28 protein-coding genes and 1 riboswitch are annotated in these 24,304 nt (G+C 70.6%); of the genes, 10 read left to right on the top strand and 18 right to left on the bottom strand.

From position 1 onward, the window contains the following. Nucleotides 1-57: 57 nt before the first annotated feature. The 6 genes from ADL15_RS24680 to ADL15_RS24655 form a co-directional block, all read right to left on the bottom strand. Entirely contained in the window at nucleotides 58-753 is a 696-nt protein-coding gene (locus ADL15_RS24680) for an HD domain-containing protein (protein WP_232344315.1), read from the bottom strand. A gap of 66 nt (nucleotides 754-819) precedes the next feature. Beyond that, nucleotides 820-1,866 carry an MHYT domain-containing protein gene (locus ADL15_RS24675; RefSeq protein WP_067695820.1) on the bottom strand — a complete coding sequence of 349 codons (1,047 nt, stop codon included), beginning with the start codon at nucleotides 1,864-1,866 and terminating at the stop codon, nucleotides 820-822. A gap of 196 nt (nucleotides 1,867-2,062) precedes the next feature. Beyond that, nucleotides 2,063-2,206 carry a GPGG-motif small membrane protein gene (locus tag ADL15_RS54400; RefSeq protein ID WP_014688232.1) on the bottom strand — a complete coding sequence of 48 codons (144 nt, stop codon included), beginning with the start codon at nucleotides 2,204-2,206 and terminating at the stop codon, nucleotides 2,063-2,065. A 47-nt stretch (nucleotides 2,207-2,253) separates the two neighbouring features. After that, nucleotides 2,254-3,006 (bottom strand): metallophosphoesterase family protein, encoded by a 753-nt coding sequence (locus ADL15_RS24665; RefSeq protein ID WP_067695814.1) that lies wholly within the window; start codon nucleotides 3,004-3,006, stop codon nucleotides 2,254-2,256. After that, nucleotides 3,003-3,251: a hypothetical protein gene (locus ADL15_RS24660; protein ID WP_067695811.1), complete on the bottom strand. Its 249-nt coding sequence runs from the start codon at nucleotides 3,249-3,251 to the stop codon at nucleotides 3,003-3,005. The genes ADL15_RS24665 and ADL15_RS24660 overlap by 4 nt, the downstream gene beginning before the upstream one ends. An 8-nt stretch (nucleotides 3,252-3,259) precedes the next feature. Further along, entirely contained in the window at nucleotides 3,260-3,844 is a 585-nt protein-coding gene (locus tag ADL15_RS24655; protein WP_067695808.1) for a nucleotidyltransferase, read from the bottom strand. 140 nt (nucleotides 3,845-3,984) lie between these two features. Between ADL15_RS24655 and ADL15_RS24650 the strand changes: the two genes are divergently transcribed. Next, complete coding sequence (locus tag ADL15_RS24650) at nucleotides 3,985-4,740, top strand: nucleoside/nucleotide kinase family protein (RefSeq protein WP_067695805.1); 756 nt, start codon at nucleotides 3,985-3,987, stop codon at nucleotides 4,738-4,740. A gap of 24 nt (nucleotides 4,741-4,764) precedes the next feature. On the opposite strand, the gene ADL15_RS24645 is transcribed toward ADL15_RS24650, so the two are convergent. Beyond that, a complete protein-coding gene (locus tag ADL15_RS24645) occupies nucleotides 4,765-5,448 on the bottom strand; it encodes an SDR family NAD(P)-dependent oxidoreductase (RefSeq protein ID WP_067695802.1) in 684 nt (227 codons plus the stop codon). A gap of 546 nt (nucleotides 5,449-5,994) precedes the next feature. Between ADL15_RS24645 and ADL15_RS24640 the strand changes: the two genes are divergently transcribed. Further along, nucleotides 5,995-6,996 (top strand): sigma-70 family RNA polymerase sigma factor, encoded by a 1,002-nt coding sequence (locus ADL15_RS24640; protein ID WP_067695799.1) that lies wholly within the window; start codon nucleotides 5,995-5,997, stop codon nucleotides 6,994-6,996. Between the two features lie 66 nt (nucleotides 6,997-7,062). Here ADL15_RS24640 and ADL15_RS24635 read toward each other — a convergent pair whose 3' ends face one another. The 3 genes from ADL15_RS24635 to ADL15_RS24625 form a co-directional block, all read right to left on the bottom strand. Next, a complete protein-coding gene (locus tag ADL15_RS24635) occupies nucleotides 7,063-8,025 on the bottom strand; it encodes a C40 family peptidase (RefSeq protein ID WP_067695795.1) in 963 nt (320 codons plus the stop codon). A gap of 13 nt (nucleotides 8,026-8,038) precedes the next feature. Then, nucleotides 8,039-8,187: riboswitch (cyclic di-AMP (ydaO/yuaA leader) on the bottom strand. Between the two features lie 178 nt (nucleotides 8,188-8,365). Then, complete coding sequence (locus ADL15_RS24630; protein ID WP_067695792.1) at nucleotides 8,366-8,689, bottom strand: DUF3817 domain-containing protein; 324 nt, start codon at nucleotides 8,687-8,689, stop codon at nucleotides 8,366-8,368. A 53-nt stretch (nucleotides 8,690-8,742) separates the two neighbouring features. Continuing rightward, nucleotides 8,743-9,174 carry a hypothetical protein gene (locus tag ADL15_RS24625; RefSeq protein WP_067695788.1) on the bottom strand — a complete coding sequence of 144 codons (432 nt, stop codon included), beginning with the start codon at nucleotides 9,172-9,174 and terminating at the stop codon, nucleotides 8,743-8,745. Nucleotides 9,175-9,273: 99 nt separating this feature from the next. On the opposite strand from ADL15_RS24625, the gene ADL15_RS24620 reads away from it, so the two are divergent. Beyond that, a complete protein-coding gene (locus ADL15_RS24620; protein ID WP_067695785.1) occupies nucleotides 9,274-9,795 on the top strand; it encodes a DUF1360 domain-containing protein in 522 nt (173 codons plus the stop codon). Nucleotides 9,796-10,119: 324 nt separating this feature from the next. After that, nucleotides 10,120-10,959 carry a GAF and ANTAR domain-containing protein gene (locus ADL15_RS24615; protein ID WP_157441584.1) on the top strand — a complete coding sequence of 280 codons (840 nt, stop codon included), beginning with the start codon at nucleotides 10,120-10,122 and terminating at the stop codon, nucleotides 10,957-10,959. 115 nt (nucleotides 10,960-11,074) lie between these two features. Here ADL15_RS24615 and ADL15_RS24610 read toward each other — a convergent pair whose 3' ends face one another. The 5 genes from ADL15_RS24610 to ADL15_RS24590 form a co-directional block, all read right to left on the bottom strand. Continuing rightward, a complete protein-coding gene (locus ADL15_RS24610) occupies nucleotides 11,075-11,386 on the bottom strand; it encodes an antibiotic biosynthesis monooxygenase family protein (protein WP_067695782.1) in 312 nt (103 codons plus the stop codon). A 53-nt stretch (nucleotides 11,387-11,439) separates the two neighbouring features. Continuing rightward, nucleotides 11,440-13,146 carry an MDR family MFS transporter gene (locus ADL15_RS24605; protein WP_067695779.1) on the bottom strand — a complete coding sequence of 569 codons (1,707 nt, stop codon included), beginning with the start codon at nucleotides 13,144-13,146 and terminating at the stop codon, nucleotides 11,440-11,442. Further along, nucleotides 13,143-13,562: a MarR family winged helix-turn-helix transcriptional regulator gene (locus ADL15_RS24600; RefSeq protein ID WP_083971698.1), complete on the bottom strand. Its 420-nt coding sequence runs from the start codon at nucleotides 13,560-13,562 to the stop codon at nucleotides 13,143-13,145. Before ADL15_RS24600 ends, ADL15_RS24605 begins: the two co-directional genes overlap by 4 nt. Before the next feature lie 143 nt (nucleotides 13,563-13,705). After that, on the bottom strand, nucleotides 13,706-14,305 hold the full coding sequence (locus tag ADL15_RS24595; RefSeq protein WP_067695773.1) for a class I SAM-dependent methyltransferase: 600 nt from the start codon (nucleotides 14,303-14,305) through the stop codon (nucleotides 13,706-13,708). Nucleotides 14,306-14,368: 63 nt separating this feature from the next. Further along, entirely contained in the window at nucleotides 14,369-14,860 is a 492-nt protein-coding gene (locus ADL15_RS24590) for an AfsR/SARP family transcriptional regulator (protein WP_067695770.1), read from the bottom strand. 214 nt (nucleotides 14,861-15,074) lie between these two features. Between ADL15_RS24590 and ADL15_RS24585 the strand changes: the two genes are divergently transcribed. Both ADL15_RS24585 and ADL15_RS24580 read left to right on the top strand, forming a co-directional pair. Next, nucleotides 15,075-15,734 carry a response regulator gene (locus ADL15_RS24585; RefSeq protein WP_067695766.1) on the top strand — a complete coding sequence of 220 codons (660 nt, stop codon included), beginning with the start codon at nucleotides 15,075-15,077 and terminating at the stop codon, nucleotides 15,732-15,734. 102 nt (nucleotides 15,735-15,836) lie between these two features. Next, the gene (locus tag ADL15_RS24580) at nucleotides 15,837-17,249 is read left to right on the top strand and encodes a hypothetical protein (protein WP_067695763.1); all 1,413 of its coding nucleotides are present in this window, start codon (nucleotides 15,837-15,839) and stop codon (nucleotides 17,247-17,249) included. A gap of 39 nt (nucleotides 17,250-17,288) precedes the next feature. On the opposite strand, the gene serA is transcribed toward ADL15_RS24580, so the two are convergent. From serA to ADL15_RS24565, 3 genes are all read right to left on the bottom strand, one after another. Continuing rightward, a complete protein-coding gene (gene serA, locus ADL15_RS24575; protein ID WP_083971697.1) occupies nucleotides 17,289-18,506 on the bottom strand; it encodes a phosphoglycerate dehydrogenase in 1,218 nt (405 codons plus the stop codon). Between the two features lie 387 nt (nucleotides 18,507-18,893). Continuing rightward, entirely contained in the window at nucleotides 18,894-19,994 is a 1,101-nt protein-coding gene (locus ADL15_RS24570) for a sensor histidine kinase (protein WP_067695760.1), read from the bottom strand. Continuing rightward, complete coding sequence (locus ADL15_RS24565; protein WP_067695757.1) at nucleotides 19,991-20,647, bottom strand: response regulator transcription factor; 657 nt, start codon at nucleotides 20,645-20,647, stop codon at nucleotides 19,991-19,993. The genes ADL15_RS24570 and ADL15_RS24565 overlap by 4 nt, the downstream gene beginning before the upstream one ends. A 124-nt stretch (nucleotides 20,648-20,771) precedes the next feature. Here ADL15_RS24565 and ADL15_RS53205 point away from each other — a divergent pair, with 124 nt between their 5' ends. The 4 genes from ADL15_RS53205 to ADL15_RS24545 are packed head-to-tail and all read left to right on the top strand — an operon-like array spanning nucleotide 20,772 to nucleotide 24,253. Beyond that, nucleotides 20,772-21,350, top strand: coding sequence for a hypothetical protein (locus ADL15_RS53205; protein ID WP_067695754.1), 579 nt, complete (start codon nucleotides 20,772-20,774; stop codon nucleotides 21,348-21,350). Then, nucleotides 21,347-22,402 carry an efflux RND transporter periplasmic adaptor subunit gene (locus tag ADL15_RS24555; RefSeq protein ID WP_067695751.1) on the top strand — a complete coding sequence of 352 codons (1,056 nt, stop codon included), beginning with the start codon at nucleotides 21,347-21,349 and terminating at the stop codon, nucleotides 22,400-22,402. The genes ADL15_RS53205 and ADL15_RS24555 overlap by 4 nt, the downstream gene beginning before the upstream one ends. Next, entirely contained in the window at nucleotides 22,399-23,058 is a 660-nt protein-coding gene (locus ADL15_RS24550) for an ABC transporter ATP-binding protein (protein ID WP_067695748.1), read from the top strand. The genes ADL15_RS24555 and ADL15_RS24550 overlap by 4 nt, the downstream gene beginning before the upstream one ends. Nucleotide 23,059: 1 nt before the next feature. Further along, on the top strand, nucleotides 23,060-24,253 hold the full coding sequence (locus ADL15_RS24545; protein ID WP_067695746.1) for an ABC transporter permease: 1,194 nt from the start codon (nucleotides 23,060-23,062) through the stop codon (nucleotides 24,251-24,253). The last annotated feature ends 51 nt before the right edge of the window (nucleotides 24,254-24,304 follow it).

Genomic DNA, 24,304 nt, shown 5'->3' with positions numbered 1-24,304 from the left:
AGCGTATTCGGGCGGCCGGGCCCGCTCGTCCAGGATGGCGGCTTCGGGCGGCCGGGCTCACTCGTCCAGGATGGCGGCGAAACGCTCCTCGGCGAGGTCCAGCTGGTCCAGGATGTGCTCCTTGGCCTGGGTGGAGAGCGGCGTGTCCGGCCGCCCGATCAACTCGCGCAACTTCGGCACCAGCGGGCGGTACTTGGTCGCCGACCGGTGCGCCTTGTCCAGCGTGGTGTGGATCACGCCGACCCCGTTGTCGGTGAAGTCGGAGATCTTGATGACCCGGGCCCACGGGCTGCGGTCCAAGCTGTCCGCGACGTGCTCCCGGTACTGCTCGTGCCGGTCCCGGAGCGGGTCGTACTCCGGGTTCGTGACCGACCGGACCAGATCGGAGACCCGCGGGTTGAACCGGTTCGCGAGCACGCCCAGGGCCGCTTCAGTGGCTTTTTCGTACGACGTGTCCGGCGGCAGCCCGGCCAACTCGGCCGGATGATCCTCGACCGCGTCGTGCAGCAGCGCCGCCACCAGCACGTCGACGTCCCGCACCGCGTAGTACCGGATGATCCGGATGGCCACCCGCAGCAGATGGTTCAGATACGGCTCCCGCACCCGCCGGTCGGCCGCGTGCAGCGTGGTGGCCAGTTCCAGGGCCTCGGTCAACTGTTCCCGTTCCCCGTCGGGGAAGGTCTCCAGCTCCAATCCGAACCGTTGCCGGAGGCCGGCCTCGCCGTACACCTCGGTGATGGCGTGCAGTGGCATCGAGAGCAGCATTCTTGGTGCCATGCGGATCAGATATACCGGATCTTCGGCCGTGGCGGGGAACCCTTACGTGCCGGATGTGGCCGGACCCGCGACCGGACCCATCGGACCACCCGGTTCAGCGAACGGCTCCCGGGGGATCAGCGGCGGGATCGGGGTGACCGTGGGGACGTTCGCCACCACCGGCTCGAACGTCGCCGAGCCGGTCGCGGTGCGGGGTGCCGGCGACGGGCGGCCCGCACCGGCGGCCCGTCCGGTCGCCACCGCACGGGCGGCCGGGGACATCCGGATCGCGCCGATCGAGCCCTGCCGCAGCGCCCAGGGCTGCGCCGGTTCGGCGTGCACGCCGCGCTTCGGGGTGCCGGCCCCGTCGGTGAACTCCTCCTCGGTCATCGCCTGCAGCGCGCTCAGCGCCACGCCGACGATGGTGGCCGCGGTGATCAGGGTGATCGGCACGATCATGGTGAGCGGCCGGATGCCGCTCTGGACCGGGACGATCGCCGGGTCCATCCGTACCGACATGGCGGCCATCCCGGTGTAGTGCATGCCGCAGACCGCGATCGCCATCACCGCGGCGGCGCCGGCCACCCGGCCCAGGCCGCGTACCGAGACGGTGAACCACAGCGCGGTCGTGCAGGCCACGATCGCGATCAGGGCGGACGCCCCGACGAGCGTCGGGTCGTAGTGCACCACCGCGGAGAGCCGCATGCCTTCCATCCCGGTGTAGTGCATGGCCAGCACCCCGCCACCGGTCAGCACGCCGGCCGCGACCGTCTTGGCCGGGCTGGGCGCGCCGTGCCCGACCACCATCAGCCCGATCCCGACCGTCACCACCGAGAAGAGCAGGCTGAGCAGGGTGACCGGCAGGTCGTAGCGCACCGGGCTGTCCGGGACGTCGAAGCCGAGCATCGCGGCGAAGTGCATCAGCCAGATGCCACCCCCGCCGATCGCGAAGGCCGCGATCACCAGCCACCGGTTGCGCCGGCTGCGACTGTGCGCGTTACGGGCCCGCTCGGTGCAGAGCAGCCCGGCGAAAGATCCGAGGTACGCCAGCAACGTCGCAGCTACCGGGTTGAATGCGCCATAGGTGAAGTGGTGAACGTGAGCTGCCACTGACTTACCTCGCGAAGGTCGGCATTGGTCCGCGGGGGATTGAGTCAGAAGTCAGCTGTCCTACATCGCACCTTGTGTGCGTTGATGCACCAAAGAGACCGGAGACGCGGGCAACGAAAAACCGGGACCGTCCCGCGTCTGGCGCGAGGCGATCCCGGTTGCCGATGCCGACAGTTGGGGGTGTGGGGGATGCCGATCAGGTGAAGATGCTGACGCCACCGGGGCCCACGAGGAGGCCGACGATGATCAGCACGACACCCCAGAGGATCTGGCGCCGGAACAGCGCGAGGATACCGGCGACGACGAGGATAACGGCGAGAATCCAGAGCAGTAGGTCCATGTCACTGCTGGTACCCGATGTCCGAAAATCGAAAACCTGGTTCCGGATCACACATTTACGAGAGCGGTGTCCTTCGTGTCCACGGTGTCGCTGAGCAGCTGATACACGTTGTACGCCTGCTTGATGACCGGGTGCGCGACGTTGCGAACCGGCACACCGCCCGGCGTCCGGCCCCGCTCCGAGCCGTGGTGCGCGTGCCCGTGCAGGGCCAGCGCGGTCGGCGCCTCGTCGATCGCCTGCCCGAGCTGATAACAGCCGAGGAACGCGTAGATCTCCAGCGGTTCCCCGGCCAGTGTCTCCGGGACCGGCGCGTAGTGGGTCAGCGCCACCAGCGCGTCGCACTCGATCGATCGGAGTGCCTCGCGCAGGGCGGTGGCGTACCGCTCGCTGGTGCCGACGAAGTCCTTCATCTCGCGTTCGCCGAAGTTGCTCGCGCAGGCGCCGGCGAACCCGCCGCCGAACCCCTTGGTCCCGGCCACCCCGAGCCGGTGCCCGTTCAGCTCCAGCACGGTCGTGGTGCCCTCCAGGACGGTGATCCCGGAGTCGGTGAGCACCCGGGTCACGTCGTCCTGCGCGTCGCTCTGGTGGTCGTGGTTGCCGAGCACCACCACGACCGGCACCCCGAGGCCACCGAACTCGGTGGCGAAGCACTTCGCCTCGTCCACCGTGCCGTGCCGGGTCAGGTCACCCGCGATCAGCAGCGCGTCGGCCCGGTCGGGCAGTTCCTCGAGGGCCGGTCGGAACCGGCCCACCACATCCTTGTCCACGTGGACGTCGCCCACGGCGGCGATCCGGATCATGAAATCTCCTCCACCTCGGCCGGGGCCTGGGTCCGGGTGATGCCGATGTCGCAGGCGATCTCCAGGTCCGGATAGTGCGCGGTGATCTGCCGGCAGATCTCGTCGCGCCGCGTCGCGCTCTCCACCTCGCCGCTGAGCACCAGCACGTTCTCCCGGCGCTGCACGGTGACGCCCTGTTCGGCGACCCGGTCGTGCTCGGCGAGCAGCCGCTGGATCTCGGCTTCCAGATCGATCTGTTTGGTCATCTCTGCACCTACCCTCCTCGGACGACTGCGTCACGGGCCGGGAACGGCACGACGTCGAGCCGGTCCAGCAGGACCAGGAACGCCTCGGCGTACGGCGACGCGGCGGTCTCCCGCGCCACCCGCTCCCAGTCGATCAGCTCGCGCAGCGAGCGGGCGACCGGCAGCCCGTGTGCGAAGTCGCAGTGGTGCTGGCTGAAGCTCATCAGCTTGTGGATCATCAGCTGGGTCGCCGACAGCACCGGCATGTAGATCGCCTCGACCGAGATCCGCTCGGTGTCGGCGAGTGTCTCGTCGGTGACCGGTGTCTCCACCGGGCGGTAGATCAGATCCACCATCCGGCCCTCTTCGAAGACCTTGACCAGCCAGTCCTCCGGCGGTTCCTCGGTCTCGAAGCCGACTCCGGCCAGCTCCTGCAGGGCCCGTTCCTTGTCCTGCTCGCGGATCAGAAAGTCCACGTCGTGGTCGCTGGAGTGCCCGCCGTGTGCGTACACGGCGAAACTCCCGCCCAGTGCGAAGGGGATCTCCGCCGTTTTGAGGGTCGCGGCGACACGCTTCATCGTGCCGGCCAGCCCCTCGTCGACGCGATGCGGCATGGTGACCTCCCTGTCAGGTGTCCAGTTGGTGACGACTACCCCGAGTGGCCACGCCTTGAACCCCCGGCGATCATTCTGATCCGCTTCCCGCCGGTCGCACCGTGGACCGCCGGGTGCGATACCCGGCTACCGTCAGTGGGATGTCGTCCCCCGAGCACCTCGCACCCGGGCGCCCCGGTGATCTGGCCGGCCCGCGCACCATCGCCCTGGTCGGCATCGACGGTTCCGGCAAGACCACCCAGGCCCGGCTGCTCGCCGCCGAGCTCGCCGCGTCCGGCCTTCCCGCGGTCTACCGGCAGAACGCCGGTGGCCGGGCCTGGTTCGGCAAGCGGGCCGTGCGATGGGGCCGCCCGGACGCCGACGCGCTGCTCGGCCGCCGGGGCATGCTGCTCGTCGAGTCGGTGCTGCGGTGGCTCTCGATCGTCCGGACGCTGCTGCGCCGCGCGCTGCGCCGGGAGATCGCGGTGATGGACCGCTACGCGTTCTGCCAGTACGCCAGCCTGCGCGCGCGGGGTGCGCGCCCGGCGGCCGAGCGCCGCGCCCGGCTGGCCTACCGGCTGTTCCCGCACCCCGACGTCACGTTCCTGCTCGCCGTCGACCCGGCGGTGGCCCAGGAGCGGATCGACCGGCGCGGCACCGACCAGGAGTCGATGGAGTACCTGACCGCCGCCGACCGGGCCTACCGCTCACTGCCGGAGTTCCCGGAGTTCGTGGTGATCGACGCGAACGGGACACCGGACCAGGTGAGCGCCGCGATCCGGGCCGGTCTGGCGGCCGCCACCCGCCCGGCGGCACCGGCCCCGCGCCGGATCCGGATGCGGACGCTGGTCCTGGCCGGGGTGCCGGTGCTGGCCGGAGCCGCCGTTCTGGGCTGGCAGCTTGCTGAATCTCTCTAGTTCTCTCAAAGATTGCTGAGAGCGTCAGGCCTGGCCGTAGACCGGGATCTGCGCGCCACTGGTCGGTGACGAGACGTCCGAGGCCAGGAACACGATGGTGTCGGCGATCTGCTCCGGGCGCACCCAGCGGTCGTGTGCGGCGTCCGGCATCGACGTCCGGTTCGCCGGAGTGTCGATCACGCTGGGCAGCACGGTGTTGCAGCGCACGTTCTGCTTGCGGTATTCGACCGCGACGGTCTGCGCGAACGCCAGCACCGCGGCCTTCGAGGTGACGTAACCGGCCGCACCGGGGAACGGCGCCACCGCGGCCCGGGACGAGACGCACACCACCGAGCCGCCGCCGGCCGCCACCAGGTGCGGCAGCGCGGCCGCCGTGACCAGGTAGGTGGGCCGCAGGTTCGCGGTGAACATCGCCTCGAAGTCCTCCACCGGGGTGTCGGCGATCAGCCCGCTCGCGGCGTACCCGCCGACCAGGTTGACGACGGCGGTGAGCGGGGCCGCCGGGTCGCCGGTGGCCGCCGCGACCGCGTCGGCGGCGCCGGCCGCTGTGGTGAGGTCGGCCGGGACGGGCAGTGCGCCGGCCGGCAGCCGGTCTTCGCTGCCGGGCCGGACCGGAGCGACGACGCGCCAGCCGGCGGCGAGGAACGCGACCACGGTGGCGGCGCCGAGCCCGCCGGTGCCGCCGGTCACAAGAGCAGTGTTGGTCATGCCAAGCATCCGAGCAGGTTGTCACCCGCTCGTGGGTGTGCGCTTGCTCACTTCACCGGACGTTCGAGGCCCGCAGCGGGAATGTCACCTGTTCGGGGAACGTCACCCGGGTAGGCGAGTGAACTACGGCCTGGGGTGGCGCATTGTGACCGATGGTCCCGTTCGGCCGCCGCGTCCGGGCGGGTGGGATCTTTTTGATGTTCACGTTTGTTTCAGGCCCGTCAGCGGCCGGTCGATGCTCCACGTGAACCCCAACGGCGGAAACCCCGTAGATAGAGGGTGACGAGCGTCGCGGCGCCCAAGGTGATGCCCGTCGCTGTGGACGATGAGAGGCCGATGGTGTTATGAGGCGCGCGACGGGTACCCGTCTATACGCAAGGCGGTCGCAGAGAGACCGCACTCAGCTACCGCGCACTGGGCTCTCAGGTAAGACCCAGGCATTCGTGACACTTTCGACCCACCAGCCGGAATCAGCGCAGGCAGTCATTTGTTGTGTAGATGTCAGCACCGCAATGCACGAGCCGCGGACGTTACGGGAGAGGGCTGATGGACGCAGGTAATGCCCGTAACAGGGTTAGTGACGGCAATGAGGGGACCGTGGGCAACGTGGAGAAGAACACCGTGATGCGTACCGACCAGGTTGCCGAGGAGCGCGACCTCGTCGGAGTCTACCTGCACGAAATCTCCCGGACGCCGTTGTTGGACGCCGCGCGGGAGGTCGAGCTCTCCAAGGCGATCGAGGCGGGCCTCTACGCCGAGCACCTGCTCGAGCAGGGCGAAGAGCGTCGCGGCATCAGCCGGGAGGAACTGGAGCGCCTGGTCACCGAGGGCTCCAAGGCAAAAGACCTGTTCATCCGCGCCAACCTGCGGCTGGTCGTGTCGATCGCCCGCCGCTACGTGCGGTCGGGCATGCCGATGCTCGACCTGATCCAGGAGGGCAACACCGGCCTGGTGCGCGCGGTCGAGAAGTTCGACTACGAGCGCGGCTACAAGTTCTCGACGTACGCGACGTGGTGGGTGCGCCAGGCGATCAGCCGGGCCATCGCCCAGCAGGAGCGCACCGTGCGTCTCCCCGTGCACCTGGTCGAGGACGTCAACCGGATGCGCAACGTGACCCGCCAGCTCGTCCGTGAGCTGGGCGGCGACCCGGAGCCGGAGCAGGTCGCGGCGGCGCTGGGCGTGACCGTGGAGCGGGTCAACGAGCTCACCCGCTGGGCTCAGGACACCGTTTCGCTGGACACCCCGGTCGGCGACGACGGCGACACCAACCTGGGTGACCTGGTCGCCGACAGCGACGCGCCGTCGCCCGAGGAGATCGTGCTGAACGCGCTGGAGCGCCAGCGCATCGAGGGCCTGCTGAACCACCTGGACGACCGCTCGGCCGGCATCATGCGGGCGCGGTACGGCCTGGAGGACGGCCGGGAGCACTCGCTGACCGAGGTGGCCTCGCGCTTCTCGCTCAGCCGGGAGCGGATCCGTCAGCTGGAGATCCAGGCGCTCGGCCGGCTGCGTGAGCTGGCCCGGGCCGAAGGCCTGCAGGCCGCCTGATCACCTAGACCGACAGAAGGCCGGTGCCCCGCGAGGGGTACCGGCCTTCTTCGTGTGCGGTGCTGGTTACTTGACCCGGCCGTATCCGTACGGGGTCATGATGTTGATCGAGCGGTGCAGCACATCTCGACCGGCCGAGGGCGCGTCGATGATCATGCCGCCTCCGACGTAGAGCGCGACGTGCCCGAGCGATCGGTAGAACACCAGGTCACCCGGCTGGAGATCGGCCTTGCTGATCCGGGCCGTGGCGCTGTACTGCGCGGCGGCGTTGTGCGGCAGGGACTTGCCCGCCGCCGCCCACGACGCCAGGGTCAGACCCGAGCAGTCGTACGAGTTGGGGCCCGCGTCGCCGAAGCCGTACGGCTTGCCGACCGCGCCGAACGCGTACGTGACCGCCTTGCCGGCCGAGCCCGGGATGTTCGGGATCTCGCCGGTGTACGACCCGCTGCTCTCGGTGGGGCTGCCGAACGCGGTCTCGCGCATGTCGAGCAGCTTGTCGAGGTCCTTCTTGATCTTCGTCTTCTGCGCGGACAGCTCCTGGACCTGGAGACCCTGCTTCTTCTCGGTGGTCTTGAGAGCCGCCTGGCGGTCGGTGAAGGTCTGCGTGGTGTCGGTGTAGGTGTCGATGTCCTGCTGGTTGGCCTTGCTGATCTGATCCAGGTAGCTCATCCGCTGCAGGACGCTGTCCTGGTCGCCGCTGAGCAGGATGGTCATCGGACCCACCCGGCCGGTGATGTACGACGTCGTGGCGATCGTCTGCATCTTGGAGGTGGCCTGGACCAGTGCGGCCTGGGCCGGCTTGAGCGAAGCGCTCAGCTTCACCGCGTCGGCCTTGGTCTTCTTCAGGTCGAGGCGCATCTTGTTGTACGCCTCAGTGACGTCCTCGAGCTTGTCCGAAGCCTTGTCGATCTGCTTCTTCAGCTCTTCCTTGGACGGGGCCGCGTGCGCGGCGGTAGCTCCCGACGTGGTGATCGCCAGCGCGGTCAGCGCGACCACCAGCGCCCGGAGCCTGGTGCGGGGGAGTGGCACGAGTCAGGGGCCTTTCTTCCGCTTGTGCCGCCTACCGGGTTAGCTGACGGGTTCGGGCTGGAAGAAGAGCCCTACCGCTGTGAAGCGGATTCACCCCCGGGACGTGGTTCCCCGGTTCGCAAGCGACGACTGATGTCGCCCATGATTCGGCGGCGTTGGCCGGCGCCATCGGAGGGTTTGTGGCTGCGGACCGAACCAACCGCATCAACTTATCGGTGCAGAAAACAAAATCAAGTCCCTGCCGAGTGTTTTCTGCCAATAGTCGCTGTTGCGAACTTAATCCCGATAACCGGCTGTTATTCGATCCACGCTGAGCGTTATTTCGCGCCGATGGAACGGACTAATCGTTCAGCGCGGGTTCGAGCGCGGGATTGGTCGCCCAGTGCCGGGTGACCTGACGCTCGGCCCAGAACGAGAAGAACGGGATGGTGCCGGCCAGCATCACGATGATCATCCGGCCGAACGGCCACCCGGCCCGGCGGGACAGGTCGAACGTGAGAAGCAGATACGCCATGTAGAGGAAGCCGTGCAGCGGGCCGATCATCGCGACCACCGCGTCGTTGTCGCCGATGTACTTCAGCGGCATGCCGACCAGGACGAGGACGACGAGGAGCACGCCGACGATCCAGGCGATGGTCCGGTAACGAATGAGGGCGCCCTGCACGGGGGTTCTCCTTCTGACTCTCTGGCGAGACTAGTTCTCAGCGGGGGGACGGGCTAGCCCGTGACGGTGCGGCGGCGGGGATAGTCGGCCGGGCGGGCGCCGGGGTGCGCGGCCAGCCAGGTCAGGTAGTCGTTGTACGCCTCGAGCTCCGGATCGGACTCGGTGGCCACGACCGGCCGTGCCGCGACCCGGACCGGGCGGCCCAGGGTGATCGGGGCATCCGGATCCCGCGCCGGCGCCGGCGCGTCCACAGCGGGCTGCTCGTCGGCGGGGCCGAGCTTGCGCCGGTGCAGCTGGATCTCGCGGATCCAGATGAACACCACGAAGCCGGCGAAGACCGGCCACTCGAACATGTAGCCCCAACTGAGCGAGTTGCCGTTCGTCGCCCGGCTGAACTGCCACCAGCCGAGCCCGAGACAACCCGCGGTCAGCACCAGCGCCAAGAGGTGCCGGGCGATCCACGCCGGAGTCCACAGCCCTTTCATGCCCACGAGCCTACCGGCGGGTTTGGCGACCGCCCGCCCGGGCAAGCGTGCAGCTGACGGAACGGCTCCCCGGCCTTCTGACGAAGGGACCCCCAACCCATGACCAGCCTGCAGGCTCGGGCCGCCGCGACGGCCCAGGCTTATTCGCCGCACGAGCACCGGCCCCTCAGCGGCTACGTCGTCGCGATGGGTACTTTCGGCGCGCTCGCGGCCAGCCTGGCGGCCGCCGCCAAGCTCACCGGCCACTCCGCCCCGGACCGCCCCTCGCCGGCCGACGTGGTCCTGCTCTCGATCGCCACCCACAAGCTCAGCCGCCTGATCGCCAAGGACTCGGTGACCAGCCCGCTGCGGGCGCCGTTCACCCGCTACACCGAACCGGCCGGCGCCGCCGAGCTGAACGAGGAGGTGCGGGACTCCGGCAGCAGCCTGCGGCACGGGATCGGCGAGCTGATCACCTGCCCGTTCTGCCTGGCCGTGTGGGTCGCCACCGGGCTGACCGGCGGGCTGGTGCTGGCACCCCGGCTGACCCGGCTCGCCGCGACCGCGCTGACCGCCACCGCGGTCTCGGACTTCCTGCAGATGGCCTACGACGTCGCCAAGCGGAAAGCGGAGGGCGACTGAACCTCTTTTGTAACTCGGGTCACAAATCCTACTGGAATCCCGATCGGGTGCCGAAGGTTGTGAACGGATGCCGGTGTTGCTTGTGTCCCCGGGCCTCACCCATCGCCTGCACGGAATACCAGTTCGGCTGGAGCCGTGTTGAGCCACTCGCCGCGAGGCGACCTGCACACCGGCATCTACTCTGCTCGGCCCCCGGTTCACCCGGGGGCCGAGTTGTTTTTCCGGTCGTACTTTCCGGTGCCAGCTGGGTTTAAACGGACAACACCCCCCGATAGGGGCACCGAACCGGGGCCGAGCCGGATCGACATGGCTAGGATCCGTCGGGTGTCAGTACCGCAACGTCGTGTACCGGCCGCGCAGCGCGGCATCCGGTCCCGCCGACGCGTCACCTCGGGTGACGCCACCCCGCCGGGCCAGGGCAGACGTCTCGTCGCCGGGGTCCGGCCCCGGCGTACCACCACGCTGCTGTCCGAGGAGGGGCCGCACCCGGTCGAGCTGGCCGGGCTGCTGCACGAGGTCACCGTCCGGCTGCTGACGGCCGAGACCCTGAGCCAGGCGCTCGACCGGCTCGCTGCGCTCACGGTCGGCGCGCTGCCGGGCGCGGTCCGCTGTTCGGTCGCGCTGATCGGCGAGGGCGGGCCGGCCACCGTCGCCGCCGCCGGGTCCGCCGGTGAGGCGTCCGACCGGTCCCAGTACGCCCACGGCGCCGGTCCGGGGCTGGAGGCGGCACGGACCCGCACCCTGATCACCACGGACGATCTGGGGGCCGATGAGCGCTGGCCGGAGCTGAGCGAGGCGGCCCGGGAGGACGGCATCGGCGCGGTGGCGGCGATCCCGCTGGACGTGCAGCGGACCGCGGTGGGCGCGCTCAGCGTGTCCCTGGGCCGGGCCGGCGAGGTCGGGCCGGATCTGCTGCTGACCGCGATGGCGGTGGCCGGTCAGGCCGAGGTGCTGCTCGGCGAGCTGCAGCGGCGGGAGGCGCTGGCCGAGGGCGCCGTGGTGGACCGGGCGGTCGGCGTGATCATCGCCCAGCGCGGGTGCGGGGTGCAGGAGGCGTACCGGATCCTGCAGGACAGCGCCCAGCGGCTCGGCCTGGACCGCGGCACGGTCGCCGACCGCCTGGTCGCCGCCGCAGCCCGCCACCGCGGCGAACCCCACTCCTGACCCCGCAAGCGTGTGAAGTTTCGGTGCGGAGCGCACCCAAACTTCACACGCTGCGTGGGGCACGGTCGTGCGTGGGGACTTTCGGTGCGGAGCGCGCCGAAACTTCACACGCTGGTTAGGCGGTGGGCTTTTCGACGCGCTGGATGACCTCGAACTCGAGGAGGCTGGCGCCGGAGGCGACCGGCTTGGCGCGCTCGCCGGCGTGGGCGGCCTTGGCGCTGCCCTGCGACCAGTTCTGGAAGGCCTCCTCGGACTCCCAGCGGGTGTAGACGAAATACCGGTTGTCGCCGGCGACCGGGCGGAGCAGCTCGAAGGCGAGGAAGCCGGGCTCGTTCTCCACCGCTCCGGCGCGGGCGGCGAACCGCTTCTCCAGCTCGGGGCCGGCGCCCTCGGGGACCTCAATCGCGTTGATCTTCACAACAGCCATGGGCCCCACGCTACTGGTACGGACGGGTGCTCCGTCCGTACCAGAAGCTCTTGTCAGTGAGCGGGACCGGCGCCGCCTGCCTTGACCCCGGCGGGGTTGCCGTCGCCGTCAGCGGCGGCCTCACCCTTCGCCTGCGCCGCGTCGGCGGCGCGCTGGCCCTGCGCGGACCGCTGGCCCAGCGGGATCTCCGGGAGGAAGAGGACCACGATCAAGCCGATGATCATGATGCTGAAGGCCATCAGGTAGACCACGTGCACGCTGTCCGAGAATCCGACCTTGAACGGGTGCGCGATCACGTCGGTCAGCTTGCCGATGAACGACGTGTCACTGAGCGCGTCACCGCTGGTCGCCTGCTTGAGCAGCTCGGCCTGGCTCGGATCGGACTGCAGCGCCTGCTGGAACTCGGGCGTCTTCTGCGCCGCGGTGAAGCGGTCGGCGATGTTGCCGGGCAGGACGTTGAACAGCACCGACAGGAAGACCGCGGTGCCCAGCGTGCCGCCCATCGAGCGGAAGAACGTGACCGCGCCGGTGGCCACGCCGATCTCCCGCGGGGAGACCGCGTTCTGCACCGCGGTGATCATCGGCTGCATGTTGCCGCCCAGGCCGAGGCCCATCAGCACCATCACCAGCATCGTCCGCCACAGCGGGGTGTCCGCGCCGACCAGGGAGAACAGGAAGAGCGCGATCACCATGAAGGTGCTGCCGATGATCGGGAAGATCCGGTACCGGCCGGTCCGGGAGATCAGCTGACCGGAGACGATCGAGCCGGCCATGATGCCGAACACGAACGGGATCATCTGCAGGCCGGCCATGGTGGCTGAGGAGCCCTTGACGATCTGCAGGTACAGCGGGACGGTCATCAGGCCGCCGAACATCGCCATGCCCAGGATGGTGCTGGAGGCCGCGCCGACCGCGACCGTACGGTTGCCGAACATCCGCAGCGGCAGCAGCGCCTCGTCCTTGTACGCCCGCTCGATGAACACGAAGGCGATGATGCCGACCACGCCGACCACGTAGCAGAGGATCGACCGGCCGGAGTCCCAGCCCCAGGTCCGGCCCTGCTCGGCGACGGTCAGCAGCGGCACCAGGCCGACGATCAGCGCGACCGCGCCCGGCCAGTCGATCCGGTGGCTGACCCGCTGGTGCGGCAGGTGCAGCACCCGGGCCACGACGGCCATCGCCGCGATGCCGATCGGCACGTTCAGGTAGAACACCCAGCGCCAGCCGTCCACCCAGAGGATCTGGTCCCGGCCGGCGAAGAAGCCGCCCAGGATCGGGCCCAGGACGCTCGCGGTGCCGAAGACGGCCAGGAAGAAGCCCTGGTACTTGGCGCGCTCGCGGGGCGGGACGATGTCCCCGATGATCGCCAGCGCCAGCGACATCAGGCCGCCGGCGCCGATGCCCTGGATCGCCCGGAACGCGGCGAGCTGGTACATGTCGGTGGAGAGGCCGCAGAGGAACGAGCCGACGATGAAGATGCCGATGGCGAACAGGAAGAACGGCCGCCGGCCGTAGATGTCGGAGAGCTTGCCGTACAGCGGTGTCGAGATGGTCGACGTGATCAGGAACGCCGTGGTGGCCCAGGCCTGCAGGTCGAAGCCCTTGAGGTCGTCGGCGATGGTCCGGGTGGCGGTCGCCATGATCGTCTGATCCAGGGCGGCGAGGAACATGCCCATCATCAGGCCGGCGAGGATCGTGAGGATCTGCCGATGGGTGAATTCCGCGGCCGAGTCGTCGGCCCGCGGACTGGGGTGGCTCACGCGATCTCCCGTGGTGGTGCGCCGAGGTCGGTGCGCAGCAGCGCCTCGACGGAGCTGTTGAATTCTTCGAAGAGCTGGGCGAAAGCGTCGACCCGGTCGGCCGGCCAATCGCTCAGCGCCCGCTCCAGCAGGGCGGTGCGGGCCGATCGCAGGCGCTCACAGGCGTCCACCCCGGTCTCGGTCACCGCCAGCCGGGAGGCTCGGCCGTCCGCCGGATCCGCCTCCCGCCGGGCCAGACCCGCCTTCACCAGCTGAGCGACCTGTCGGCTGACCGTCGACGGGTCGGACTGCTTGAGCTCGGCGAGGTCGGTCACTCGCATCGGTCCCATCGCACGCAACGGCAGCAACAGCATCAGCGCGGAGAACTCGGCACCGAGGTCCCCGGTCTTGAGCATGCCCCGGAAACGCGGTCCCATCCGGATCAACCGGATGATTTCGTCGGATAGCCGTGCGGTGCCGGCCGCGACTTTCTGCTCGTCGTGCACGTTATTGCCGTCCTCATGGGCGCGGGGACAATACGTGTAGCGTACAAGTTGTTGCGTGGTGAACGCATTTCGGGTCAGCGCATCCGCCAGACCCCGGTCCGCAGCTCGCCGGTCTCCTCCAGGTGCACCGGCACCGGCACCACGTACTCGGTGACCAGCGTGAAGAGTCGCTCCGGGAAGTACCCACGCCCGGGGTCGCCAACCAGCACCGACGCGCTGTTCCGGCGGGCCGCGCGCAACTGCGTGGTCATCTGCGGGGCGACGATCGGGCTGTAGAAGACGTCACCGGCGAGCACCAGCTCCGGCTCGTCCACCCGGTCGGTCAGGGTGAGGCCGTTCGCGGCGGCGTTGCGGTGCGCGGCGGCGACCGCCTCCGGATCGATGTCGGTGACCGCGACCTGGGCGGCGCCGCACCGGGCGGCGGCGATCGCGGCCACCCCGGAGCCGGTGGCCACGTCCAGCACCCGGCGGCCGGCCGCCTCGTCCGGATGGTCCAGCAGGTACCGGGCCAGGGCCTGGCCGCCGGCCCAGACGAACGCCCAGAACGGCGGCGGGGTGTCACTGCGGAACTCGCCGCCGGTCAGGTCGAAGAGCCCGACCGGGGCGGTGACGAGGTGGAGCGAGAGCTCCGGGGCCAGGGGGACCGGCAGCAGAGCGGTGGGGGCGTCGAGCACCCGGCGATTGTCCGCCCGGGAGCGCTCGCCCGCTCGGGGTTTATCGGTGTTTCCCGGTCTTTTTCAGACCGCGTGCGCCGGCTCGGCCGGGCGGGCCATCAGGAGCTTGGCACGGTACTCGGCGCGCAGCGCGGCGGCCCACGGGGTGTTCTCGTCCTCCAGCAGCGGGCGGGAGGCCAGGAAGGCGGCGGCGGTCAGCGGGCGGGTGGCGCGTTCCGGCGAACGACCGGCGGCCGCGTCGATCAGCTGATCGAAGGTGGAGACGTCGACCCGGACACGCTCAGTGTCCAAGTGGTAACGTCCGCGCCGGCCGACGACCACCGAGTCCCGGTCCCGGGCACCCGGCTCCAGGGCGTCGCGCAGCACCTTGAGGTCCGACTTCACGGTCGCCGGCGGCGCTCCGACCAGGTCGGACAGCTCCACAAGCGACTGCTCGCCGTGCAGCGCCAGGAGGGCGAGCAGCTGGCGGGGGCGGTCGCCGCCGAAGTCGTCACCGGCGAGGCGGACGCCACGGGTGCGGACCTCGATGCTGCCGAAGAGCTGGATGTCGTACATGATTCGGAATCGTGTCTTCGGCGAAACCCGGCGGCAAGCCCCAATGCGGGGGGTGCCCTCGGCCGAAAGACTGGCTAAGACGACCGCTCGGGTGGCAACCTGGCGTCGCCGCGGTACAACGGTCGCCTATTGGTAGGGCGGGCGCCGGGCTGGGTAGTCCTTAGACTGCGCGGGGCCCGAAAGGCTTAACCGCTGGATAGAGGATGGTGCACGGATGAGGAACGACGAGGCGATCCGAGTGCTCGTCGTCGACGGGCATCAAACCTTCGCCGAGCTGCTCGGGCACGCCCTGGCCGGGCAGCCCGACCTGCACTGGGTGGGGCACGCCCGGACCGGTCAGGAGGCGCTGAGCCTGTCGTCCGAACTGTCGCCGGACGTGATCCTGCTCGATCCGGAACTGTCCGATAGTGACGGCATAGCCATCGCTCAGTTGATCAGAGTGCGCCAGCCGGACGTGCGTGTGGTGATCCTCACGGCCCGCGAGGACCCGGCGCTGATCGGCCGGGCGACCACGTTCGGCGCGGCCGGCTTCATCTCCAAGAACGGCGCCCTGGCCGACGTGCTGCACGCGCTGCGGACCGCACACGGCGGCGGGATGACGGTCTCCACCGACATCATGGCCCGGCTGCTGCGCAGCACCAGCCCAGCGACCGTGACCAGGGCGAGCAGCGGGCTCACCGCCCGTGAGGACGAGGTGCTGCAGCTGATGGCGGCCGGGCTGGACGCCCGCGCGGTGGCCCGCCGGCTGGGCATCAGCGTGCACACCTGCCGGGGCTATCAGAAGGCGGTCCTGGCCAAGCTCGGGGCGCACAGTCAGCTCGAAGCGGTGGCGATCGCGACCCGGCGTGGACTGGTCCGACCTGACCACCGGTAAATTCCACGATCACGCTGCGATTCCGCTCATCCGCGGAGGCTTGCGATCCGTATTGCCTTGCGAGCGCCACGTGACGGCGCTGCAGGGGAGAGGAAATCCGCCGTGGACCGTACCGCCATCGACGGCGAGACGCCGGAGCCCGCGAGACAGTCGCCGGAGCCGACGGGCGACGAGCTGCCGCACCGGCGTCCGGCTGACCGTGAACGGATCTATCGTCGTCCGCCCGCGACGGAACCGGCCGAGCCCACCGAGAGCGGGATGCCGCCCGGGTGGTTCGGTGGCGACGCCGCGCCCGACACGGCGCCGGCGGTGAGCCCTCCGGAGTTCGGGCCCGCTTCGCCGGGTGGACCGGGGCGCGCCTCGTTCGGTTTCAGCGCCGGGCCGATCAGTGGGAACCGTCCGCTGACCGAGCCGGACGCGAGTGGGCTGCCGATCGTACGGAAGAAGGCCGGTGACCCGACGCCGACCTCGCCGGCAGCCGGAACCTGGACGGCACCGGAGGCGGCCGCTCCGCAGACGTCCCGGATGGACACCGCCTTCGGTTCGTGGGAGGGCACCACCTGGGCGGGCGTCGGCTCGCCGGAGCCGCTGCCGCCGCCGCTGCCCGAGCCGGCGCCGTTCGCCCCACCGACGGCTTTCTCGTCGCCCGCGCCCGCGGCCTTTCCCCAGGGGCCGGTTGCTTCGGAGGCCGCGTCCGCCTACGACGGCCCGTCCCCTTCCTACGCCGGCCCGTCCGCGCTGCGACCGCCGCGCCGGCAGTCCCGGCTGGTCACGGTCGGGATGACGGTGCTCGGTGTGGTCGCCGTGCTGGTGATCGCGATGACCGGGGTGGTCTTCTACTCCGGGCCGGACTCCACGGTCAACCAGATGCTGAACCTCGGCGGTAACGGCAACGGCGGCAGCGGCGGCCCGCACACGGTCACCGCGCCGCTCAACGGCCGGACCGCCGCCGCGTTCGAGATGCTCGCGGCCAGCGACCGGATCAAGGTACGGGTCGGCGACACCGGCGAGGACCTGTTCCGGATCAGCACCCCGGAGGACTCCCCGGTGCGGCCCAGCCCGCAACTCACCGACGACAGCGTGCGCCTGCAGGTGACCCGGGACGGCGACGGCGCGGACGGCGAGGTGAACGTGGTCCTCTCGCTCAAGGTGCGCTGGTCGCTGCGCTTCTCCGGGTACGCCGCGGAGCGCGAGGTGGACCTCGGCCAGGGCCAGGTCGAGAAGATCGAGGTGGTCGGCGGGACCCGGCGGGCCGTGATGGCGCTCTCCGCGGCGTCCGGGACGGTGCCCGTGAAGATCACCGGCGGGGTCGAGGAACTGACCCTGACCGCGCCGACCGGCAGCCCGATCCGGGTCAAGGTCGGTGGCGGGGCGGGGACGGTCACGGCGGGTTCCCGGACACTGCGGGACGTGGCGCCGGGCTCCACGCTCACGCCGAAGGACTGGGACACCTCGGGGCGGTACGACGTCGAAGCCGCCTCGAAGATCACTCTGCTGAGCGTCGAGACCAGTTGAGGAACGGGCCCGCGGGGGCCCGTTCCTCGCACACTCAGGTCAGGACAGCACGCGCAGGCGGACGGTCTGCTCCATGGCGCGCAGCTCCTGCAGCACCTCGTCGCTGTAGCCCTTGCCGATGTCGGTGATCAGGTAGCCGTACTCGCCGCGGGTGCTCAGCAGCTGGCCCTCGACGTTCACGTTGTGCTCGGCCAGCACCTGGTTGACCTTGGCGAGCACGCCCGGGGTGTTGATGTGCACGTGCACGACCCGGTGCAGGCCGGGCTGCTCGGGCAGGACCACACCGGGCAGGTTGACGCTGAGCGTGGTGTTGCCGTCGATGAGGAACTTGGCCAGCTTGTTCGCCACGAAGCCGCCGATGTCCGACTGCGCCTCCTCGGTCGAACCACCGATGTGCGGGGTGAGGATCACGTTCGGCAGGCCGCGCAGCTCGGAGAGGAACTCGTCGCCCCGGCCCTTCGGCTCGACCGGGAACACGTCGACCGCCGCGCCGGCCAGGTGACCGCTGGCCAGCGCGTCACGCAGCGCCAGGTGGTCGACGACGATGCCGCGGGACAGGTTGAGGAACAGGCTGCCCGGGCGCATCTGCGCGAACTGCTCGGCGCCGAAGAACCCGGCGTTGCCCAGCCGGCCGTCCACGTGCAGGGTGACGACGTCGCACGTCTCCAGCAGCTCTTCCATGCTGGCGCAGCGGTGCGCGTTGCTCAGCGCGAGCTTGTCGGCGGTGTCGAAGAACGAGACCGACATGCCGAGGTTCTCGGCGAGCACGGACAGCTGGGTGCCGATGTTGCCGTACCCGACGATGCCGAGGCGCCGTCCGCGGATCTCGTGCGCGCCGTCCGCGGACTTGTCCCAGACACCGGCGTGCATCAGCGTGTTCTTCTCGGTCAGCCGCCGGGTCAGCGCGATGATCTCGGAGATCGCCAGCTCCACCACCGAGCGGGTGTTCGAGAACGGCGCGTTGAAGACCGCGACACCGGAGGCCGAGGCGTGGGTCAGGTCGATCTGGTCGGTGCCGATGCAGAACGCGCCGATCGCCACCAGGCTGTCCGCGCTCTCCAGCACCTTCGCGGTGACCTTGGTCTTCGAGCGGATGCCGAGGAGGTGCACACCGGAGATGCGCTCGATCAGCTCGGCCTCGTCCAGCGCGCTGGACACGGACTCCACCTCGAAGCCGTCCTCCTTGAGCCGGGACACCGCATCGGGATGGATGCTCTCCAAGAGCAGGACTCGCACCTTGGCCTGATCGATCATCATCTTCCGTTCCATGTTTCGGTAAGGCCGCCCGGGCCGCCACGCCGAAGCCCAGTTCACAGGGCGTCAAGCCTAGTCCCCTCGGTGGTGAGGGCCGGTGCGGTGTGGGTGAGGTCCCAACAACCGGTCGGTCGTACGGCCGGAGTCGTTCGCCCGGTTCATTCCGCTTGCGGTTAGTGCAACGCGCGATTTCGGATCCTGGCAGCGCGCTGCGCCGACGGAAACGGATTTCCCGCCGGTTGGGTGGTCCCGCGTTTCCCATCGGTCGGGTGGTCCCGGGGCCGCAAGGCGCGCTGCGGTCCGGTGCGGGCGCGGTGTCGCGGCGGCCTCACGGGCGGGACTCGGCTCGTAGCCTGCGGACGCGCGCTCCGTATGCGTACCCGATAGGGGTTATGGGGCGCGGGGGAGCAGGACGGTGACGTCGAGGCCGCCGGTGTCGCGGGCGTCGGCGTGGACGTCGCCGCCGTGCGCGCGGGCGACGGCGCGGACGATGGAGAGGCCGAGTCCCGCGCCCGGGCCGGCCAGGCGCTCGGTGCGGAAGCGGTGGAACGGCGCGAACAGGCCGGGCACCTCGTAGCGGGGGATGACCGGGCCGGAGTTGGAGACGCGCAGCTCCACCCAGCCGTCCGGGCGGGTCAGCGTGGTCACCCGGACCCAGCCGTTCTCCGCGACGTTGTGCCGGACGCCGTTCTCCACCAGGTTCTGCACCAGGCGCTCCAGCAGCACCGGGTCGCCGAGCACGGCCGCCTCGTGCGGGTCGGCGACCACCTTGACGGTGTCCGAGACGGCCACGTGGTCGACGATGTCGGCGAGGTCGACGTAGGACCGCTCGGTCACCTCGCGGTCCGAGCGGGCCAGCAGGAGCAGCCCGTCGATCAGCCGGCCGTGCCGGTCGTTGATCGCCAGCAGGGTGGTGCCGAGCTGGCGGACCTCCGGTGAGACGGTCTCCGGGGTCAGCGCCACCTCGAGCAGCGTGCGGTTCAGGGTCAGCGGGGTGCGCAGCTCGTGCGACGCGCTGGCGATGAACCGGCGCTGCCCGTCGAACGACCGGTCCAGCCGGGCCAGCATCAGGTCGAACGTGTCGGCGAGCTGTTTGACCTCGTCGTCCGGCCCGGCCAGGGCGATCCGCTCGTGCAGCCCGCGGTCGGCGGCCGGTGACTCGGCGATCCGGCGGGCGGTCGCGGTGATCTGGTGCAGCGGCTGCAGCATCCGCCCGGCGATCAGCCAGCCCAGCGCGATGGCCGCGGCGCTGATCACGACGAGGGCGATCGCGCCCTGGGTGAGCACGGTGTGCATGGTGTCCGCCTGGGTCTCCCGGATCACCGTCTTGAACAAGACGTCGCCGTTCGGCGGCGTGGCGACGTCCTCGCGCTGCATGGAGCCGGCGGCGGTCACCTTGGACTGGCCGCCCAGCACGTAGATCGAGCCGAGCAGGATCAGGCCGGCCAGCAGGAACAGGCCGCCGTAGACGAGGGTGAGCCGGCGTCTCATCGGATCCGATACCCCACTCCGGGCTCGTTCAGCACCACCGGCGGGTCGCCCAGCTTGCGGCGGAGCTTGAGGATGGTCATCCGGACGGCGTGGGTGAACGGGTCGGCGTTCTCGTCCCAGGCCTTCTCCAGCAGCGTCTCCGCCGAGACCGCGGTGCCGTCGGCCCGCAGCAGCTCGGCCAGCACCGCGAACTCCTTGCGGGACAGCGGCACGTACCGGCCGTCCCGGTGCACCTCCCGGCGGTACGGGTCGAGGCTGATCCCGGAGCGGCGCAGCACCGGCGGGGCGGCCGGGCGGGCCCGCCGGCCGAGCGCCGCGACCCGGGCCGACAGCTCCCGGAACGCGAACGGCTTCGGCAGGTAGTCGTCGGCGCCCAGGGAGAGCCCGGTGACCCGGTCGTCGACACCGGCCGCCGCGGTCAGCATCAGCACCCGGATGCCGGCGTTGCGCTCGGCCAGCACCTGGCAGACCTTGTCGCCGTGCACCACCGGCACGTCCCGATCCAGCACCACCACGTCGTAGTCGTTCACGTCGATCCGCTCCAGGGCGGACCCGCCGTCATAGACGACGTCCACCGCGTGCGCCTCGTGCCGCAGGCCCTGCGCCACCGCGTCGGCCAGCAGCGGTTCGTCCTCCACCACCAGGATCCGCATGGCTCCATAGTGGCCCCGCCGGCCGTCAACTCGGCGTCATCGTTTTCCGTGACGCCCGGGAAATGCCGCGCTCGCTCTACTTCGGTGCGTGGCGGCCGGACGGCCGCCGACGAAGGAGACGACGATGAGGACCAGAACGACTCTGGCACTCGGCGCGCTGCTCACGGTGCTGGCGGCGGGGTGCGGGCAGAGCCCGGGGCAGGACCCGGGCGTGGCGACCGCGCAGAGCGCCGGCGTGACACCGTCCGCCAGCGCGTCCGCGAGCGACGACAGCGGTGGCGGCCAGGACGACCAGCTCAAGTTCTCCAAGTGCATGCGGGAGCACGGGATGACCTGGTTCCCGGACCCGAGCAACGGCGGCCTGCGGGTGAAGGTCCCGTCGAGCGTCAAGAAGGAGGACTTCGACGCCGCGCAGAAGGCCTGCCGGGAGTTCTCCCCGGGCGGCGAGGACGGCCCGAAGATCACTGCCGCGGAGCTCGATCAGATGCGGCAGATGTCGCAGTGCATGCGCGACAACGGGATCACCAACTTCCCGGACCCGCGGCCCGACGGCGGCATCCACATCGACCAGAAGCTGGGCATCGACCCGGAGTCGCCGACGTTCCAGGCCGCGCAGAAGAAGTGCGAGAAGCTCATGCCGCGACGCGGCGAGGACACCAAGGAGGAAACCGGCACCGGTACGAGCTCCGGTGGTGGCGCATGAGCCGGAAGTGGACGACCGCCGCGGTGGCGGGGGCGCTGGTGGCCGCGGGTGCGGCCGGGTTCGTCCTGGTCGGGGGTCTGCCGGAGGGGGAGAGCCCGGCGCAGGCCGGCAGCAGTCTGCCGCCGGCGACCGCCACCGTGACGAAGGCGACCCTGGTCGACAAGGAGGACCACGACGGGACCCTGGGGTACGGCGACAGCACCGCGCTCGCCGCCGGCCTCGGCGGAACGGTCACCTGGCTGCCCGCGACCGGCGCCACCGTCAAGCGCGGCAAGCCGCTGTACAAGGTGGACAACCAGCCGGTGGTGCTGATGTACGGCGCGCTGCCCGCGTACCGGTCGCTCGGCTCCGGTGACGAGGGCGCCGACGTCAAGCAGCTCGAGAAGAACCTGTGGGCACTGGGCTACCGGGGTTTCACCGTCGACGACGAATACACCGCGGCCACCGCCGACGCCGTCGAGGACTGGCAGGACGACCTGAACCTGGACGAGACCGGCCGGGTCGAGCTGGGCCGGGTGGTGGTCAAGCCCGGCCCGGTCCGGATCGACTCGCACACCGTCGAGGCCGGCGCCGTCGTCCAGGCCGGCGGCGAGCTGCTCGAGCTCACCGGCACCGGCCGGGTCGCCGTCGTCGACCTGGAGGTCGCCGACCAGCGGCTGGCGAAGAAGGGCGCGAAGGTCGAGGTGACCCTGCCGGACGGCGACGTGGTGCCGGCTCGGATCTCCGGCGTCGACACCGTCGTCGAGCAGGCCGAGAACCCGAGCGAGGACGACACCACGAAGATCCAGGTGACGATCACGTTCGGCAAGGCGCCGGCCGGGCTGAGCGAGGCGGCGGTGGGCGTGCTCTTCGTCGCGTCGCAGCGGACGGACGTGCTGACCGTCCCGATCAACGCGCTGCTGGCCCTCGCCGAGGGCGGGTACGGCCTGCAGATCGTCGACGGCACCAGCACCAGGACCGTGGCGGTCGAGGCCGGGCTGTTCGCCGACGGCCGGGTCGAGGTCTCCGGCGGTGGCCTCACCGCGGGCATGAAGGTGGGAGTGCCGGCATGAGCCAGGTCATCGCCCTGAGCGGCGTCACCAAGAGATATCCCGGCGGGGTCACCGCGCTGTGCGACGTGGACCTGACCGTGGAGGCCGGTGAGCTGATCGCCATCGTCGGACCGTCCGGCTCCGGCAAGTCCACCATGCTGCACATGATCGGGACGCTCGACCGCCCCTCGGCCGGCACGATCAGGATCGACGGCCACGACGTGGCGGCGCTGTCCGACCGGCAGCTCTCCGCCCTGCGGGCGCGGTCGATCGGCTTCGTGTTCCAGCAGTTCCACCTGGCGCCGGGGCGGAGCGCGGTGGCCAATGTGGCGGACGGGCTGCTCTATTCCGGCGTACCGAAGAAGGAGCGGGAGCGACGCGCGCGGGCCGCCCTGATCCGTGTCGGTCTCGCGGATCGTCTCGGGCATCGCCCGCACCAGCTCTCCGGGGGTGAGCGGCAGCGCGTCGCGGTGGCCCGGGCGGTGGCCGGCGACCCGGCGGTGCTGCTGGCCGACGAACCCACCGGCAACCTGGACTCGGTGGCCGGCGCGGGCGTTGTCGACCTGTTGCGGGAGCTGAACGCGGCCGGCACCACGGTTCTGGTGATCACCCACGATCACGAGATCGCCGGCTCGCTGCCGCGCCAGGTGCCGATGCGCGACGGGCGGGTGGTCTGAGATGCCGCGGTCTCGTCTGTTGCGCCCGGCCCGGCTCAGCGGCCCGGACCTGTTCCGGCTGGGCGGTTCCGGACTCCGGGCCCGGCCGCTGCGCGCGGTGCTCTCCGCGCTGGGCATCGCGATCGGCATCGCCGCGATGGTCGCCGTGGTCGGCATCTCCGCCTCCAGCCGGGCCGACCTGGACCGGGCCCTGGCGGCGCTGGGCACCAACATGCTCACCGTGGCGCCGGGCGACACCATGTTCGGCGACGCCGCCACCCTGCCCGACGAGGCGCTCTCGATGATCAAACGGATCGGGCCGGTGCTCTCGGCGACCGCGACCGGGACGGTCACCGACACACCGGTCTACCGCAGCGATCGGATCCCGTCCGGCGAGACCGGCGGGCTGTCGCTGGTCGCGGCGCAGCTCGACCTGCTCGGCACGGTCGGCGCCACGGTCGCCGAGGGGACCTGGCTGAACGCGGCCACCGCGAAGTATCCGGCGGTGGTGCTCGGGTCGGCGGCCGCCCGGCGGCTCGGCGACGTGCCGTCGGTCTACATCGGCGGCCGCTGGTACCGGGTGATCGGTGTGCTGAACAGCGTGCCGCTCGCGCAGGAACTGGACAACTCGGTGATGATCGGGTGGCCGGCCGCGAAGGCGTACCTGGACTTCGACGGGCACGCCACCACGGTCTACACCCGCTCGGTGGAGTCGCAGGTGGAGGCGGTGAAAGCGGTGCTCGCCGCGACCGCCAACCCGCAGAGCCCGGACGAGGTGAACGTGTCCAACCCGTCCGACGCGCTGCCCGCCAAGCGGGCCGCCGCGCAGACCTTCAACGCCCTGCTGCTCGGCCTCGGCGCGGTTGCGCTGCTGGTCGGCGGGATCGGGGTGGCCAACACGATGGTCATCTCGGTGCTGGAACGGCGGGCCGAGATCGGCCTGCGGCGGTCGCTGGGCGCCACCCGGGGGCAGATCCGGACCCAGTTCGTCGCCGAGTCGCTGCTGCTGTCGCTGCTCGGTGGGGCCGGTGGGGTGCTCGGCGGGTTCGCGGTGACCGCGGTCTACGCCACCACGCAGGACTGGCCCACCGTGGTGCCGCCCTGGGCGCTCGCCGGCGGGCTCGGCGCGACCCTGGCGATCGGCGTGATCGCCGGCCTCTACCCGGCGATCCGGGCGGCCCGGCTGGCACCGACGGAGGCGCTCGCGGCGGCCTGAGTTTATTTTTTCCTTGCGCGTTGATCCGCTGTGGGAGCGATCCCGTATCGA

The organism is Actinoplanes awajinensis subsp. mycoplanecinus (assembly GCF_001509495.1).
GTDB classification, from domain to species: Bacteria; Actinomycetota; Actinomycetes; order Mycobacteriales; family Micromonosporaceae; genus Actinoplanes; species Actinoplanes palleronii.
Note: the sequence above shows the minus strand (reverse complement) of the source record. Positions and strands in the feature narration are given on the sequence as shown.